Origin of the sequence: Flavobacterium rivuli WB 3.3-2 = DSM 21788 (assembly GCF_000378485.1) — a bacterium.
GTDB classification, from domain to species: Bacteria; Bacteroidota; Bacteroidia; order Flavobacteriales; family Flavobacteriaceae; genus Flavobacterium; species Flavobacterium rivuli.
On sequence record NZ_KB899971.1, the window covers coordinates 277,050 to 291,243 of the forward strand.

Below are 14,194 nucleotides of genomic sequence, written 5' to 3' on the forward strand. Positions count from 1 at the left end.
TTGATTTCAAGCGTTGATTAGTTTATGCTTTACTCTCTTAGTGTAATAATTATAATGTTTCATTAGAGATTCTTCGGCTACGTTGCACTTCGCTCAGAATGACACGCGGTCGTTCTCTTTGTGTGCGTATATGCTTTCTTTGCGAAACTTTGTGTAATAGCTATGTTCCATGCCTCACAATAACATATCTCAATAGGTCAGGTATTTACTGAGTTAATTATTGCTCTAAGCAGTTTAGTAACAATTTGCAATCTAATATTTTGGTACTAAAACTGGGGTAATGGATAGAAAGCAGCAGGTTTTGTATATCCTTTTTAAGTAACTGGACCCTCCCCTCACTGTTAGTGACAGCTAATAATTTCCTTACTTTGTAGGTAGAATTTTTAGAACTTGTCTGAGTTACAAGGCTACAGGTTGCCCCGGCAAGAGGTATCCTGTTTTCATCTGATATCTTTATAGAGATATAGTTTTGGTTACCGGCAACCTCATCTATTTCAAGATAAAGTTTAAGTTCACCTAAAACAATTCCACTATAAATATAATTATCCTCTTTGTAAAAATTTCCTGCAATGCTACTTTTTTCCAGACAACTTTGCTGACTGCGTGCCGAAAATGAAACCAACAGGAATAATACAATTAGCTGTGCCTTTATCATCATTATTAAATTATAGAAGTAAATATATAAATTAATGCAGTTAGCACAGGGAAACTATACAGAACAATATTAGACCCTATGTTGCACTCTGTTCAGATTGATACATGGCCGTTCTCTTATGCGTATATGTTTTCTTTGTGTAATAGACATATTCTCATTAGAGATTCTTCGGCTCCGTTGCACTTCGCTCAGAATGATACGACGGGTATAGTATGTTTTATTCACGCACTGTCACTGCGAGGCACGAAGCAGTCTATTTCCCGGCATTTGCTAACTTACTTATGAATCTTACTAAAAAGTATAGAAAGGCAATAATAAGTACAATACTTATTATTTTATTTTGGAAACTTGTATCATCTATCTGTTCGAATATAAATGTAAAACCCAACAGGAAAACTATTGCTACGAGTGAAATTTTAAAATAATATGCTTTTACTTTCGTCATAAATTTAATAAAAAATATACTTTAAACCCTTAAAGTTAATACAAACGATGGATGGTATATTTGTAAAAATGTTTAATAAAAAAAGCCTCAATAATGAGGCTTGATATATATCTTAGTATTAAAAACTTACTTTGAAAGTAAGTTTTTTAAGCTCTTCGGTTTTGCCAGATGTAAACCTGACACTTTTTATCTTGTCAAGTTTTTTATCTATAACAACTGTCGAGGTTTCTTTAGGCACTATAGGTTGTGCTTTCTTTTTTGTTGTTGCCATATTTATTTTCTTTTAATCAAAAATCCGTAAAAATCAGTTTTAGAGTCAAACGGTACATCTACAATTCCTCCATCTACCTGTAGTATAGCACCAAAGATACTAAAAGTTTTCGAAATTTCTTCAAAGTTCTTCGAAATTGCCATCCTGTACAGCCGGGTTCTTGAAACGGTGCTACCCATAAAAAAGAGCGCCCTTTCGGGATATATTTCAGTAAATATATAGGCCGATTTAGCAACGGTAGCTAATACCATATCCCTATCGCCATTATCGCTTATAACACTATCATCAACATCAATTTCTCCCGTCTCTTCATCAAGAATAATTTTATCTCCAAAGCCAAGGTTATAAACCATTTCGCTGTCGGTAACCGTATAAACAATAGCTTTTACAATAGTGCCTTTGGTGCCTTCGCTCACAAACTCAAAAACGGTAGCATCTGTATTAGTTGCTAAATTATATTTAGGATAATTCATTACACCAACTTAATCTTCAACTTACTAATAAAAACTCTTCTTCCCTACCGTCCTGTTTACATCTATAACATAAAAGAGTGCTTGTATGTCGTTTACATGCAGTTTAAAATCGGTAAACTCGGGGCTGTCGTTAAGGGAGTGGCAGGTAATGTAGCCCTCCTCGGTATTATGTTCTATAATTTCTTTAAGTAGCGGCATTTTGCTCTGCGTGGTGTAAATAACCCAATACGGAAAATCGCGGTAGCGCAGCTTACCGTTCCAGTGGTGGCGTTGCAGCTCGCAGGTACTCACTACGCTATTGCGGGTAATGGCGCGGGAGCTGGCATCGTCCATACTATCGCCGTTTACGCGAAATGCCACGTAGCGGCCCTGTACAGGCTTATCTACAAGGATACCATGCTGACTTAAATCCATCAAAAAGTCGGCATCCTGGTAGGTGCTCAAAAAACCTGCCTGAACATTAAACTCGGCAAGGGGCATAAGCATGTAGTACTGGCCGTTGGGCAGCTGTATAAAGCGGTTGCCGTTCTTATTTTCAAAATCATCTACCACGCTAACAATTTCCTCGTTAGCCACTACTTTATTATAAGCAACAGCAGGCTCCAGCACTTTGTGTAATATTTCACTTTTACTCCTTGGTATAGGCCTGCCCTTCTCATAATTAATAATAGTCTCGCGGCTGGCACCTATAAGGTCACCTAATTCCTTTTGGGTTAGCCCAAGTTCTTCGCGCTTCTGTTTAATCTCTAATCCTTCCATAATCAAAACTTTAGCCAACGGTTGAAAAAATTTCACATCAAAGTGAAAAAATAAACTCAAAATGATTTTGCAAAGTGGAATATTACACTTAATTTTGCATTATACTTCACAAAGATACAAACAAATGCGTAACAAACAACACGTAACCAAAGAAATAGTGGAACTAAGTGCAATAAAAGCTTCTTATAACCACTACTTAGCCTCTGGGCGTTCGATATTTGAAGTGGAAAATACCACACAGCTGCATTACAACCTGTGTGTAATAAACCGCTCGCTAAGGCAGCTTTTTGAGGAACTGAAAGGTTTAAATGAGCAATTGGCAACAGACAACAGGCAATTAAAAACAAACAACGGGCAATTAGCAATGGGCAGCTACTTTATTTCGCCCGAATTTAAAGCCCTCGAAACCCGTGCTATTATGCAGTTTAACAGCGACAGGCGGTTTACCATTACGGAGTAGTTTATAGTGATTAGTGAGCAGTCACAGTTTTCAGTCGCAGTGAGCAATGAGTCCTCTCCCATAACCCCTCTCCGAAAGAAAGGGGAACTCAAACCTTAGCAATACAAGTGCAGCTGCCCGCCTACCCGAAGGAAAGTCCCAATAACTATCGGGACCGGCATGAGTGCAGCTGGTTCCCCTCTTGAGAGGGGTTAGGGGTGTGTTTTAACGGAATAGAGATTCTTCGACTACGTTGCACTTCACTCAACATTAAAATCTTTGAAACAATATTTGTAATAATAACACATCCTCTAACCCTATTGAGAGAATACATGTGGCTGGCGCGCACTGTATGGAATTCCCCCTTTGGGGGTTAGGGGGCTAATCTTAAACAAATGACAATTACAGGAACAATTGAGAGCATTGAGTACCGCAACACCGCCGGTCATGAAAAAAAAGTAGTAACCCTGGCGCCCGATGGCAGGCAAAGGGCTTTTGTAGAATTTCGCGGCCGCCGCATGGACGACCTTGATGCCTACAAAGAAAACGACGAGATACAGGTAGCCGTAACCCTTGAAGGTAAAATAAGCAAGAACAGCGGCATACAGTACAACAACCTTGTGGCGCAGGGAGTAAGCAGTGTACAGTAAAGAGTAAGCAGTCTCAGTTTACAGTTTGCAGTGTCCTAACCCCTATCCAAACAAGAGGTGAATTCAGGCGGAACATCAAATCCGCTTACTCAAGCTTAAGGGTAAGAGTGTAGCTCCTCCCCTCTCCTTCGGAGAGGGGCTGGGGGTGAGGACAAAATCGGCAGAAATGTAGCCTGCTCCCTCTTTATAGGGTTTAGAAGTGTTTAAGCAAACAGATTCTTCGACTACGTTGCACTTCGCTCAGAATTACAGAGCATCAATATTTTGCGGTAATTCTAAATAACCAAATCTACACATCAACAAAAAAACAATAAAAAATGAACTACAAAATAAAAGGCATTATTACTGCCGTAGGCGATATAAAAACCACCAAGCTGGGCACTGCGGTGCAGCAGCTGCATTTTGAACAGGAAACCGGCAGGATGTTTTACCCATCGGCTCTTGGCACAAAAATAGAGCTCTTAAGTGACATGCTCCCCGGCGATGTAGCCGAGCTGGAATTTCATATTTGCGGATCTAAGGGTACGTACAACAACGTGATCATAGACCATATAGCGAGGGTGTAATGAAAGATCCTGCTTTTCCCTTTTATGCTCAGGATTTTTTAGTGGGCACACTGCATCTTTCCTGTCAGGAAACCGGTGCCTTTATAAAACTGCTTGCTTACCAGTGGGTAAATTTGGGAATACCCAAAAATAGGCTTGGCAGTATTTTGGGTTCCGGTTGGGATGGTGTGTGGCTATGCATTAGCGATAAATTTATAGAAAAAGATGGCGTACTGTTTAACAAACGCTTAGAAATGGAGCGCGAAAAACGTGCGCAATACAAAGAAAAACAAGCCGAAAACGGTAAAAAAGGCGGTAGGCCAAGAAAAGAAGAGTTAGCTGAAGGTGCTGTAAATGCTACTGTTACAGCTAAAAATTTTAAAGAGATTAAACCTAAAAACCCAACTAAAACCCAAAAAAAGCCTTTAGAAAATGAAAATGAAAGAGAGAATGAAAAAGAAAATATAATTGAAGCTGAAAAAGGAAAAGAGGGTATGGGAGAAAAACCAAACGGGGCAGGCTATCTCACTTCGGCAAATGTAGTTGGCGTTGGGGGTGAGGTTATCCCGCCTTTCGCCTCCGCAGAATTTGCAGACCAGTGGCAGGCCTGGAAGCGGTACCGCCTTGCCGAGCATAACTTTACCTACCGCAGTGCCGAGAGCGAGCAGGCCGCCCTTGCCGAACTGGGCACCCTGGCACACACCAGCGAAACAACGGCCATAGCCATACTGCACCAAAGCATGGGCAAGGGCTGGAAAGGATTTTTTGAACTAAAACACGATGCAACAAAACCTGCTGCCAGCAAAGGCAAAGTGCGCTACAGCGACGATTTCAAAAGAAAGATTGCTAACCGTTTACAGTCCAAATAACTGTATGCTGCATGCGCACAAGCTTACAAACCTTAGCGCGGCAATGAACACCACAGCACCCACGCTGGCGGCCATAAACCGCGAAAACGGGAAAGAATTTTCTGCAGCCCTGGTCATGGGCTGGCTCGTGTACCTTAACGACATGCTGAACCTGAACAAACCCATGACCGAAGACCAGATAGAGCACTGCGCCACCGAGGTTATTAACCTGTATGGATCGCTAAAAATGAGCGATGTTACCTACCTGTTCCGCAAGATAATAAGCGGGCAGTATGGCGAGTTTTACGAGAGCCTTACGGTACAAAAAGTGCTCACGTTCTTTCGCCAGTACTTTGACGACCGCTGCTCCTTAGCCGAACTGGAGAGTCAGCGCGACCACGCCGACTTTGCCTCCCGCGACACGTTTAACTACAGCAGTAACCTGAGGAGGATATGGGGAGGGTTGAGTAGTAAGAGTTAGTTTTTAGTTGCAGTCGTGGTATTCAGTATTCAGTGATCAGTTGCAGTTTGCAGGAGCCTGTCATTCTGAGCGGAGTGTAACGTAGTCGAAGAATCTCGATAATAACGAAGCCCTTCAGTAGTTCGTTCTTTGACATAGTGTAACATGGAGGTACAGCAGGGTTGCTGAGCCTTGTAGTAATTGTAAAATTCAATATTACAGACGCAAATGTGTTATGGACCGTCGCAAAAGCATGTTTGCATTAAAAAATTAATTATCTTTGCACTATATGAAAACCACTACTTTACATATAAAAAACCCTTCAGAAAAGCTTCTGCAGTTTGTGCGCAAACTTGCAGCCGATAAAGAAGCGACTAAAAAGGAGCTGCGCGACAACTGGGACAAGTACTTTCCTAAAAAGTAAGTTGTTTGCTATTTAATGGATTTAAATCAGGATTTTCCGTTTACAACTAAAGAAGGTCACGAGTATCTCGTGAGATTTTCACAATTTAATCCAGAGGTCATTCCGCATGATATAGCAATTCCTGTTGTAGATGTTACTATAGAATTGGTTATCTCTGCTAATCAAACTAATAATGCTAAAACATTATTTCAAATAGCAGGTTGTATAAGGAACTATGTAGAACTGCACAATGTAATTTTATACTGCTACTGCGATTCTGCACCCATACAAAAGCGAAATCCTGATTTACTGAACCAGGCATACCGAAGCCAGCTTTTTGTAAAGATGTTCGAAAAGCAAAACAACGAAGACTACATTAACGAGAAGATTATTATCGAAGACCCGGTTAACGGTAACCACTACATCCACCTGTTTTCTAAAAAGCATAATAAGCAAGCTATAAATAGCATTGCGAATGAATTGATGAGGCTTAATAAGTAAGGATAGTTTGTTTTTTGAGATTACGGATAAGTTTATAAGCGTTGTAGTTCAGTTGATTAAAAAGATATTGACATGGAGGACTCGCTATAATAATATCAAATACAAATGCCATAAGCAATCCTCCCACGCCGGCAAATAACTCGATAGATATGCAGGGAATAAACAAAATACAACGAAAAATAAGAAATACAAACAAGATACCAATACAAAAATATCCAAAAATGAATATATATATATCTAAAAATGTATACATTTGTGTATATTTACACAATAAAAAAAGCCTACTTGCGGAAACAAGTAGGCTTTAAAGCAACCATGATTTGTTTAATATCTCTGCAAATGAGCACAGTACTTAAACTTTCAACCGTTATATATTTGACGGTCATTGGCTGCTTTTTGTTAGGTTTTGGAATATTAATCCAAATCTATTACAGTTAATGAGGCTGTTCTAGACCCTAACGAAAAGAGTTATATTTACTTAACTCTTCTCACAGTTACTGTAGTTCTCACAGAAACAGTTCTTTTAACTTGTACTCTAACAGGTACAGTTCTTACTATTACTTTTCTCATTGTAAATGATTTAAGATTCGACGTTTTACTTCATTACCAGCCCTTAGATATCTCTAGTATTTAGGGGCTTTACATTTGACCCTCTCCGAAGAGATTATTTAAGGCATGTGCCTTAGAGCGTTTGGTCACCAGCAATAATTTCTGAAGAAACTATTACCGGTAATAAGTCTTGATTTGGCTGGTATTCATGTTTATAATCATTTCCCTGAATCCAGTATGGTAGACCATAAAAGCAAAGTCTGTTTTGGTTATTATATTTAACTGCTGATAGCTCTCCACTTCTCTTTAAATGTCTAACAATATTTGTTATTTTAATTTGCTTATTCTTCGCAGTGCCTGTTAACGCGTTGTAATTATCTTGCACGTCATTAATTTTCGAACCTTTTTTCAAAACATTTTCAAAAATCCACAAGATTTGTTTTTCTTTTCTCGCATTACGAGGGAAATCATGACTTGAGATTTCATCTGTAATTTGTATTTCATTTAATCCAGATTTAAACTCATAACCCTCCTTGTGGTCATACAAATTTAAAACCAGATTTATAGCCTCAACTTGCTTAAGAAGATTGTTTCTTTTTTGTATTAAATCATTTAGGATGTCCATATGTTAATCTCTTGAATAACAAATGTAAGCTTAATTTAAATACGTAAAACACGACGTTTTATCGGCTGTGTTTTCTATGTCAAATTCTTTATACAAAAAAACATCATTAAATAATATAAATCATTGATTAGTAATGTTTTAACTTAAATTATCTAAATAATGGTTGTTAATAAGTCGTTTATTTTGTTAATAAGTATGCCGTCTAATTTCAAGATGGATCTATATGTATAATATTTCCTTACCCCTTAAAAAATGAACGAAGCAGTAACAGCTTCCGTCATACATAAAACCACACAAAAAGAGTATAGCGAAACCTATGCGGCGCAAGCAACAAAACTTACGCTGCTGGGATTAACAGAGCAGGACCTGGCAACGTTTTTTGGCGTAAGCCGGCGCATGCTTGCGCGCTGGAAAAAAGACCACCCGGAGTTTGCCGATGCCCTTAACCGCGGCAAACGGCAGGCCGATATGGAGGTGGCGCATTCGCTGTACCAGGCCACGGTAGACAGGGTTATTACCACGCGGCAGGCCATTAAGTGTAAGGAAATTTATTATGACGGGAACGGAAAACGCGTTGAAAAAGAACGCATAGAAATTGTAGAGGTCGAGAAGCACATTCCGGCCGACTTTCGTAGTCAGCAGTTCTGGTTGCGGAATAGGAATCCGGCACAGTGGAACGAGAAGTACGACGATAGCGATGAGGCAGCTCCCGGTGCCGTAACACTCAATTTGGGCTCCGGCCAAAACCCGCTTATAGATGAAACTGCTGGTTAAACAGGAGCACGCCGTCTTTTACTTAAAAGATTCGGTAACCGAAGAGGTGCTCTATGGCGGTGCAGCAGGTGGCGGCAAGAGTGCCCTGGGCTGCCTCTGGCTAATCGAAATGTGCCAGAAATATCCCGGCACGCGCTGGCTTATGGGTCGGTCGAAACTGAAGACACTAAAGGAGACTACGCTCAACACATTTTTTGAGCAGGCTACGCTGCTACGGCTGGGCAACCAGTTTAAATACAGGTCGGTAGAGCATGTAATTCAGTTTAACAACGGCAGCCAGATACTGCTTAAAGACCTGTTCTCCTACCCTTCCGACCCAAATTTCGACAGCCTTGGTTCCCTCGAAATCAGCGGTGCCTTTATAGACGAATGCAACCAGGTGGCCTATCATGCCTGGCAAATTGTAAAGAGCCGCATTAGGTACAAGCTCACCCAATATGGCCTTATCCCTAAAATGCTGGGCTCCTGCAACCCTGCCAAAAACTGGGCATATAAAGAGTTTTACAAACCGCAGCGCGATGGTATTTTGCCAGTGCACAGGCGGTTCATTCAGAGCCTGCCGACTGATAACCCGCACCTGCACCCCAGTTACTTACAGTCGCTTTTACGGCTCGATAAAAACAGCCGCGAACGCCTGTATTACGGCAACTGGGAGTATGACGACGACCCTGCAACGCTGATGGACAACGACAGCATTGCCGACTATTTTAACCCCTCGCACCTTTCCCCTGCCGGACTTAAATTTATGACGATTGATGTTGCCCGTAAAGGCCGCGACAAAACGGTGTTCCGCATTTGGCACGGGTGGGTGTGCATAGCGCGGGAAAGCATTGCCAAAAGCGGACTCGATGAGGTTGTGGGGCGGGCAAAAATATTGCAAACCCGCTACGGCATTGCCCTTTCTAACATTGTAGCCGACGAAGATGGCGTGGGTGGCGGCGTGGTCGACTTTCTTAAATGCAAGGGTTTTGTAAATAACTCCTCGCCGCTCGAAATGCTGGAGGGCAGCACGTACATTAAGCCCAACTATGACAACCTTAAGAGTCAGTGCTCCATTAAAATGGCTGAGATGATTACCAACCGTTTGGCTGGTGAACTTTGCGATAATGATGCCGTAAAGCAAACCACCGCCGAAGAGATGGAACAGGTTAAGCTCAAGGATATCGACAAAGACGGCCGCCAGGGCATTATCCCGAAAGACCGTATTAAAGAGCTTATAGGCCGCAGCCCCGATGAGTGGGACAGCATCATGATGCGGTACTGGTTTGCCTTGCGAAAAACGTTTAATACAAAAGTACGGGTTGGATAGTTTTTTACCACAAAGTACACAATAGTTTTCACAAAGAGCACAACGCTGCATGGGTTAGGCTTGTTCCAAGCTACTAAGAGCACAAAGTTGTATCTGATAATCAATATGGAAAATCGCATCCTTACGCATTTTTACTATCAAACCCATAAATCTAAAGCCTTGTGCTCTTGGTAAGATAACTTGTTATCTCCCGTGTCTATAACATACAGCTTTGTGCTCTTTGTGAAAACCTTTGTGGCGCAACAGCGCTTATGGTAAAAACTATAACCGAATCTTCGAATAAACAAATCCACGTTCATGAAAAACATCACCCTTAAACAATACACCGCCCTTAAAGACCCTGCGCCCTACGATGTATTAACCCACTTAAACCCAAAGAACCACTTCACCAAAAGGCAAATGAACGTAAACCAGATGCCCTATGCCAATGTAAAATACTGCATAAGGCTGTTGCCAAAGGTACATAGCTGGCAGGGGATACAGCAGCTGTTTGAGATTTGCTTTGAAGTGCCCGAAAAAGACTTCTGGAAGGCAACGGTTATAGAGTATTTTGCGGCACGGAAATTTATGATAGCCGAGTTTGAGCGCATAATAGCCACCGAAAACAAGCTGCTCGCCACGCAAAACACCGATACCCACCTGTGGGAAATGGCGGGTGCCGATAAACTGAAACCCTACGGCGACACACTTCCGCTGCTGCAACTGGGCAAGCTGTTTGGGCAATACCCTTTCGACCTCGGCCGAAAACCCTATAGCGAGATCTTTAACCTCCTTGCCCAGACCAAAACCCAAAACGAAGTGGAAGCTGAGTATGGGAAATTGCAGGCCCCCTAACCCCCAAAGGGGGAATTTGCAATTTAATCGTCAGTTTTCAGTGATCAGTTTTCAGTGATCTGGTTTGCAGAAATGGAACGCGGATGACGCGGATGCTACGCAGTCGCGGATTAACGCGGATTTTTTTAGGATAATTGTTAAGCGTGAGTAAGCACAGTGGAGTGTGGTTCCATTCCGAATGCAGCGCAGCGGAAATGAGGAATCTCTGTTGCCTTCTTTTATACACTTTTAAGCGGGTATGAGTGTAGCTGGTTCCCCTCTCGAGAGGGGTTAGGGGTGTGTTGTTTATAAACTTGCTTTTGCTTTTAAATAATTGATGAAAGCTGAACAGGTAACCAACATAAATTTGGCATCTTCGAAAGTTGGTGTTACATCTTCATCACTAAGTGCATGTCTTATACCTCCAGCATCGCTCGTGTAGCCGTAAAGTGCCATGAAAGCTTTTTTAAGGCTTCCATGCAATTGTATCTTTTTATCAATTGCAGTTAACGCATCAGCAAATTTACCATTGGGATTTTCTCCAATTTTTAAACTTATTGACTCAACTGCAGATATAGATTCTTTTATGGAATTACGATAATCAGGATTTTTCTTATCAGCTAAAAAATCAAGTGCGGCTCTAAGGTGAGTGTTAACCGATTTCAATTGGTCATTATCAACCAATGCTTCTTCAATTTCCTGCACTTCTTCTTCAGATGTTATTTGAACAACTTTACCATTAATAATTCGATAACCCGCAACTTCTTTTTCTAAAGCTTCGTTACACGATTGAGCAAAATCATGTGATAATTCCGCGAGAAATTCGATGAAGTCATATATTTCAAACCACTCTGCCTTGAAAAACCAAACTCTAATAAATTGTATGGTATGATGTTCGGAAACTATATCTGTTGACAGCTGAGGTATTTTATCAATTGCAAATCCAAAGAATTCTTTCCAAATAAGCAAAAGAAACTTCCCTTTGGCACTATTTTTTTTAAAATCTCTAGTCTCTGATAATCTGTTAAAAACAGATTGTAAAATTTCATTCCACAATCTGTTTTTTAAGTCATCATCGATAGATTCTACTTGTAAAACAGTTTTAACCGGGCGTTTACCTATACGTTGCGAAAATCTCATTGGGTTGTAATTAGTTATACTGTAAATATAGAGATTAATTTAACACACCCCTAACCCCTCTCGAGAGGGGAACCAGCTACACTCACACGTGAAGAAAGTACCCTGAAAAAAAATCGGCGTTAATCCGCGACTGCGCAGCATCTGCGGCATCCGCGTTCCATTAATATTTCTTATAAATAACACACCCCTCCCGATAGCTATCGGGACTCTCAAGAGGGGAACCAGCTACACTCACACGTGAAGAAAGCAGTCTAAAAAAAATCCGCGTTAATCTGCGCTTTCAATCCGCGTCATCCGCGTTCCCTTCAATTCAAATCAACTACAAACAAATAACCAAATCAACTCTTTATGAAAGATATAGTACGCATTCTACAGGACATTGCGCTTAGCAAAAACCTGGCATATCATTACGGCAAGAAAGCTGCCCTTAACCTACTGGACGGCACACTCGAACCCGATAAGATTTTCCTGCTGCATGAGTTTACCAACCGTAAAAGCGAATACAATACATCGGGTACAAAAATCACGGCAGCTACTTATGAGGGTAAATTCTTTTTGGTTAAGCATGCCGACTTCGACCAGCAGTATTTTGCCGAAAGGGGCAGCGAAGAAACGTCTAAATATACCCTGAACATAGCACCGCTGCTTACCGTTTTTCAGGATATTGGCAACACGCTGGCGTGCCTTGATGCAGAGGTTTCGCAGTGGGATAACATAGACGTTACCGATGCGCTCGATGCTAATATGGACGGGCTTTTGTGCAGTTACCGCATTAAATTCCCCGTGAATTATGAGTGATGCCAGCCAACTCCTCGCTGCAGAATTTGAACTGCTCAGGGCAGATATTATTACGGCTTATGAGGCCAGTGGGCAGCAGGTTACGGGCAATTGGGCAGATACGGTTAAGGTTGAAGTCACACCCAACGGCTACAGCATTACCGCTGCCAATTACATAAATGGGCGTGCCCCGGGAACACCACCGCCCAGCGAGGCTATAGAGGCATGGATCATAAAAAAGGGCATTGCCGCACGGCTACAAAACAACATGACCGTGAGCAGCCTTGCCTTTCTTATTGCCCGAAAAATTGCCCGCTACGGGTGGAAGCCTAAACAAGGCAGCAACACTATTATAGATACTGTGGTTACACCGCAAAGGATTCAGCAAATACTGGATAAAGTGGGTGAAAGTTATGTTACCGATTTTTCATCTCAAATTATAAACTACTTAAAACAAGCTGCCTTATGAGTATAATTTTCACGAAACCTATAGAAGAAACAAAACTGCGGCTGGCTTATAATAACGATGTCATCCGGTTTTACAGCGACAACACACTGGCTGCAAAATTTTGCACCATAATGGGCAGCAACGCGTCGGCCAATGTTAATGTTACGCTGTACCCCGCTCCCGATGGGTCGTTCTTTTTCAACTTTAAGCCGTATGTGTCGGCATTAATAAACACCCGCAATTTTGAAGATACCCTACAGCCCGTTTTAGACCGTACCAATCCCGATACCTTTATTTATAATGCCACTGCCGGCACGCTGCTGCAAATGGATGTATCTATAACCATTACCTTTAGTAACGACAGCACCCAAAACGTTACCCATACCCTAACCTGGCTTGCGGGTGCAGCACAACCGGGCAATTACACACCGCTTAGCAACAACAGTATGTATATACTTAGTCCGCTTGCAAAGGCAGCGGGCAATGGCTGGCACATAAAATACTGGCAGGGCTACCCTTTTGATGTTTCTGTATATTCGCCTAATGCAGTATTTAGGGTTAACAATACTACTAACCTGCTCTCGCAGCAGTTTACGGTTCCGGGGTTGGTTTTCAGGATGGTGTTAAGCGATGGCGATGATGATGAAACGCTGGAAGATGTACTGCCATTAGCCGACGGGCATAACAGCCTGCATATTTTGGGCGCAGCCGAACCGTCTCAAAATGATGTTTTTATAACGCTCGATAAAGTGCCATACAAAAGCGGCATTTACCTTAAATGGCTCAACGCCCTGGGCGGTTACAGCTACTGGCTGTTTGAAGATACCTGCAGCATAGACCGCAGCACCAAACAACTGGGCGAGCTCGATCGCGATAATGATAACCCCGAAGACTCTTTTGGCCGTACCATCCAGATAGGTAAAGAGAGCAGCGATACCCTTAAAATTGTTGCCGAACTGCTTACCGAAAACGAACGCCGCATTGTTGAGGGCATTCTCGATTCGCCAAAAATTTACCTTTTTACCGGTCAGCCCTACGCCCGCAACAGTTACCGCGACTGGGTAGAGGTGTCGCTTAAAACCACATCGGCACGTATTAAAAACCCACGTCAGCCGCTTACTAATTTTACTTTTGATGTGGAGTTGCCGGTGCGGTTTACGCAGACTCTTTAATTTTAGAATGTAGATTTTAGATAATAGATGATAGATGATAGATAATAGATGATAGATAATAGATAATAGATAGTAGATTGAGCTTCACTCGGAAGAAAACACACCCCCAGCCCCTCTCAAGAGGGGAGCCAGCTACAC

19 protein-coding genes are annotated in these 14,194 nt (G+C 41.8%); 13 read left to right on the top strand and 6 right to left on the bottom strand.

Translation table 11 applies throughout. The annotated features are described in order from the left end of the window. Window positions 1–217: 217 nt before the first annotated feature. The 4 genes from F565_RS0114325 to F565_RS0114345 form a co-directional block, all read right to left on the bottom strand. Entirely contained in the window at window positions 218–658 is a 441-nt protein-coding gene (locus tag F565_RS0114325; RefSeq protein ID WP_154652617.1) for a hypothetical protein, read from the bottom strand. Window positions 659–1,218: 560 nt separating this feature from the next. Next, the gene (locus tag F565_RS22885; RefSeq protein WP_020213929.1) at window positions 1,219–1,371 is read right to left on the bottom strand and encodes a hypothetical protein; all 153 of its coding nucleotides are present in this window, start codon (window positions 1,369–1,371) and stop codon (window positions 1,219–1,221) included. A gap of 2 nt (window positions 1,372–1,373) precedes the next feature. Beyond that, window positions 1,374–1,844, bottom strand: coding sequence for a DUF6934 family protein (locus tag F565_RS0114340; RefSeq protein WP_020213930.1), 471 nt, complete (start codon window positions 1,842–1,844; stop codon window positions 1,374–1,376). A gap of 24 nt (window positions 1,845–1,868) precedes the next feature. After that, window positions 1,869–2,603 carry a helix-turn-helix transcriptional regulator gene (locus F565_RS0114345; RefSeq protein ID WP_020213931.1) on the bottom strand — a complete coding sequence of 245 codons (735 nt, stop codon included), beginning with the start codon at window positions 2,601–2,603 and terminating at the stop codon, window positions 1,869–1,871. 124 nt (window positions 2,604–2,727) lie between these two features. Here F565_RS0114345 and F565_RS0114350 point away from each other — a divergent pair, with 124 nt between their 5' ends. From F565_RS0114350 to F565_RS0114380, 7 genes are all read left to right on the top strand, one after another. Next, window positions 2,728–3,063: a hypothetical protein gene (locus F565_RS0114350; RefSeq protein WP_020213932.1), complete on the top strand. Its 336-nt coding sequence runs from the start codon at window positions 2,728–2,730 to the stop codon at window positions 3,061–3,063. 374 nt (window positions 3,064–3,437) lie between these two features. Continuing rightward, window positions 3,438–3,692: a hypothetical protein gene (locus F565_RS0114355; protein WP_020213933.1), complete on the top strand. Its 255-nt coding sequence runs from the start codon at window positions 3,438–3,440 to the stop codon at window positions 3,690–3,692. A 317-nt stretch (window positions 3,693–4,009) separates the two neighbouring features. Further along, window positions 4,010–4,258 (top strand): hypothetical protein, encoded by a 249-nt coding sequence (locus tag F565_RS0114360; protein WP_020213934.1) that lies wholly within the window; start codon window positions 4,010–4,012, stop codon window positions 4,256–4,258. Continuing rightward, window positions 4,258–5,106: a DUF1376 domain-containing protein gene (locus F565_RS0114365; RefSeq protein WP_020213935.1), complete on the top strand. Its 849-nt coding sequence runs from the start codon at window positions 4,258–4,260 to the stop codon at window positions 5,104–5,106. The genes F565_RS0114360 and F565_RS0114365 overlap by 1 nt, the downstream gene beginning before the upstream one ends. A gap of 43 nt (window positions 5,107–5,149) precedes the next feature. Then, window positions 5,150–5,566 (top strand): hypothetical protein, encoded by a 417-nt coding sequence (locus F565_RS0114370; protein ID WP_154652618.1) that lies wholly within the window; start codon window positions 5,150–5,152, stop codon window positions 5,564–5,566. Window positions 5,567–5,834: 268 nt separating this feature from the next. Beyond that, a complete protein-coding gene (locus tag F565_RS23320) occupies window positions 5,835–5,969 on the top strand; it encodes a hypothetical protein (protein WP_020213937.1) in 135 nt (44 codons plus the stop codon). Between the two features lie 15 nt (window positions 5,970–5,984). Further along, complete coding sequence (locus F565_RS0114380) at window positions 5,985–6,449, top strand: hypothetical protein (RefSeq protein WP_020213938.1); 465 nt, start codon at window positions 5,985–5,987, stop codon at window positions 6,447–6,449. A gap of 682 nt (window positions 6,450–7,131) precedes the next feature. Here the strand turns inward: F565_RS0114380 and F565_RS0114390 are convergent. Next, window positions 7,132–7,623 (bottom strand): hypothetical protein, encoded by a 492-nt coding sequence (locus F565_RS0114390; protein ID WP_020213940.1) that lies wholly within the window; start codon window positions 7,621–7,623, stop codon window positions 7,132–7,134. Between the two features lie 252 nt (window positions 7,624–7,875). Between F565_RS0114390 and F565_RS21690 the strand changes: the two genes are divergently transcribed. The 3 genes from F565_RS21690 (at window position 7,876) to F565_RS0114405 (ending at window position 10,540) form a co-directional block, all read left to right on the top strand. Beyond that, on the top strand, window positions 7,876–8,397 hold the full coding sequence (locus tag F565_RS21690; RefSeq protein WP_020213941.1) for a hypothetical protein: 522 nt from the start codon (window positions 7,876–7,878) through the stop codon (window positions 8,395–8,397). After that, on the top strand, window positions 8,381–9,706 hold the full coding sequence (locus tag F565_RS0114400; protein WP_020213942.1) for a phage terminase large subunit: 1,326 nt from the start codon (window positions 8,381–8,383) through the stop codon (window positions 9,704–9,706). The genes F565_RS21690 and F565_RS0114400 overlap by 17 nt, the downstream gene beginning before the upstream one ends. Before the next feature lie 297 nt (window positions 9,707–10,003). Beyond that, entirely contained in the window at window positions 10,004–10,540 is a 537-nt protein-coding gene (locus tag F565_RS0114405) for a hypothetical protein (RefSeq protein ID WP_020213943.1), read from the top strand. A gap of 285 nt (window positions 10,541–10,825) precedes the next feature. On the opposite strand, the gene F565_RS0114410 is transcribed toward F565_RS0114405, so the two are convergent. Beyond that, the gene (locus F565_RS0114410; protein ID WP_020213944.1) at window positions 10,826–11,659 is read right to left on the bottom strand and encodes an AbiJ-NTD4 domain-containing protein; all 834 of its coding nucleotides are present in this window, start codon (window positions 11,657–11,659) and stop codon (window positions 10,826–10,828) included. A 348-nt stretch (window positions 11,660–12,007) separates the two neighbouring features. On the opposite strand from F565_RS0114410, the gene F565_RS0114415 reads away from it, so the two are divergent. From F565_RS0114415 to F565_RS0114425, 3 genes are read left to right on the top strand one after another with little or no spacing between them, the layout of a single operon-like run. Continuing rightward, on the top strand, window positions 12,008–12,457 hold the full coding sequence (locus F565_RS0114415; RefSeq protein ID WP_020213945.1) for a hypothetical protein: 450 nt from the start codon (window positions 12,008–12,010) through the stop codon (window positions 12,455–12,457). After that, window positions 12,450–12,905: a hypothetical protein gene (locus tag F565_RS0114420; protein WP_020213946.1), complete on the top strand. Its 456-nt coding sequence runs from the start codon at window positions 12,450–12,452 to the stop codon at window positions 12,903–12,905. Before F565_RS0114415 ends, F565_RS0114420 begins: the two co-directional genes overlap by 8 nt. After that, window positions 12,902–14,056, top strand: coding sequence for a hypothetical protein (locus F565_RS0114425; protein ID WP_020213947.1), 1,155 nt, complete (start codon window positions 12,902–12,904; stop codon window positions 14,054–14,056). Before F565_RS0114420 ends, F565_RS0114425 begins: the two co-directional genes overlap by 4 nt. Window positions 14,057–14,194 lie beyond the last annotated feature (138 nt).

Bases quoted from the DNA above. Each gene is read 5' to 3' on its own strand.
- F565_RS0114325 (WP_154652617.1), bottom strand. From the start codon at position 658: ATGATGATAAAGGCACAGCTAATTGTATTATTCCTGTTGGTTTCATTT.
- F565_RS22885 (WP_020213929.1), bottom strand. From the start codon at position 1,371: ATGGCAACAACAAAAAAGAAAGCACAACCTATAGTGCCTAAAGAAACC.
- F565_RS0114340 (WP_020213930.1), bottom strand. From the start codon at position 1,844: ATGAATTATCCTAAATATAATTTAGCAACTAATACAGATGCTACCGTT.
- F565_RS0114345 (WP_020213931.1), bottom strand. From the start codon at position 2,603: ATGGAAGGATTAGAGATTAAACAGAAGCGCGAAGAACTTGGGCTAACC.
- F565_RS0114350 (WP_020213932.1), top strand. From the start codon at position 2,728: ATGCGTAACAAACAACACGTAACCAAAGAAATAGTGGAACTAAGTGCA.
- F565_RS0114355 (WP_020213933.1), top strand. From the start codon at position 3,438: ATGACAATTACAGGAACAATTGAGAGCATTGAGTACCGCAACACCGCC.
- F565_RS0114360 (WP_020213934.1), top strand. From the start codon at position 4,010: ATGAACTACAAAATAAAAGGCATTATTACTGCCGTAGGCGATATAAAA.
- F565_RS0114365 (WP_020213935.1), top strand. From the start codon at position 4,258: ATGAAAGATCCTGCTTTTCCCTTTTATGCTCAGGATTTTTTAGTGGGC.
- F565_RS0114370 (WP_154652618.1), top strand. From the start codon at position 5,150: ATGAACACCACAGCACCCACGCTGGCGGCCATAAACCGCGAAAACGGG.
- F565_RS23320 (WP_020213937.1), top strand. From the start codon at position 5,835: ATGAAAACCACTACTTTACATATAAAAAACCCTTCAGAAAAGCTTCTG.
- F565_RS0114380 (WP_020213938.1), top strand. From the start codon at position 5,985: ATGGATTTAAATCAGGATTTTCCGTTTACAACTAAAGAAGGTCACGAG.
- F565_RS0114390 (WP_020213940.1), bottom strand. From the start codon at position 7,623: ATGGACATCCTAAATGATTTAATACAAAAAAGAAACAATCTTCTTAAG.
- F565_RS21690 (WP_020213941.1), top strand. From the start codon at position 7,876: ATGAACGAAGCAGTAACAGCTTCCGTCATACATAAAACCACACAAAAA.
- F565_RS0114400 (WP_020213942.1), top strand. From the start codon at position 8,381: ATGAAACTGCTGGTTAAACAGGAGCACGCCGTCTTTTACTTAAAAGAT.
- F565_RS0114405 (WP_020213943.1), top strand. From the start codon at position 10,004: ATGAAAAACATCACCCTTAAACAATACACCGCCCTTAAAGACCCTGCG.
- F565_RS0114410 (WP_020213944.1), bottom strand. From the start codon at position 11,659: ATGAGATTTTCGCAACGTATAGGTAAACGCCCGGTTAAAACTGTTTTA.
- F565_RS0114415 (WP_020213945.1), top strand. From the start codon at position 12,008: ATGAAAGATATAGTACGCATTCTACAGGACATTGCGCTTAGCAAAAAC.
- F565_RS0114420 (WP_020213946.1), top strand. From the start codon at position 12,450: ATGAGTGATGCCAGCCAACTCCTCGCTGCAGAATTTGAACTGCTCAGG.
- F565_RS0114425 (WP_020213947.1), top strand. From the start codon at position 12,902: ATGAGTATAATTTTCACGAAACCTATAGAAGAAACAAAACTGCGGCTG.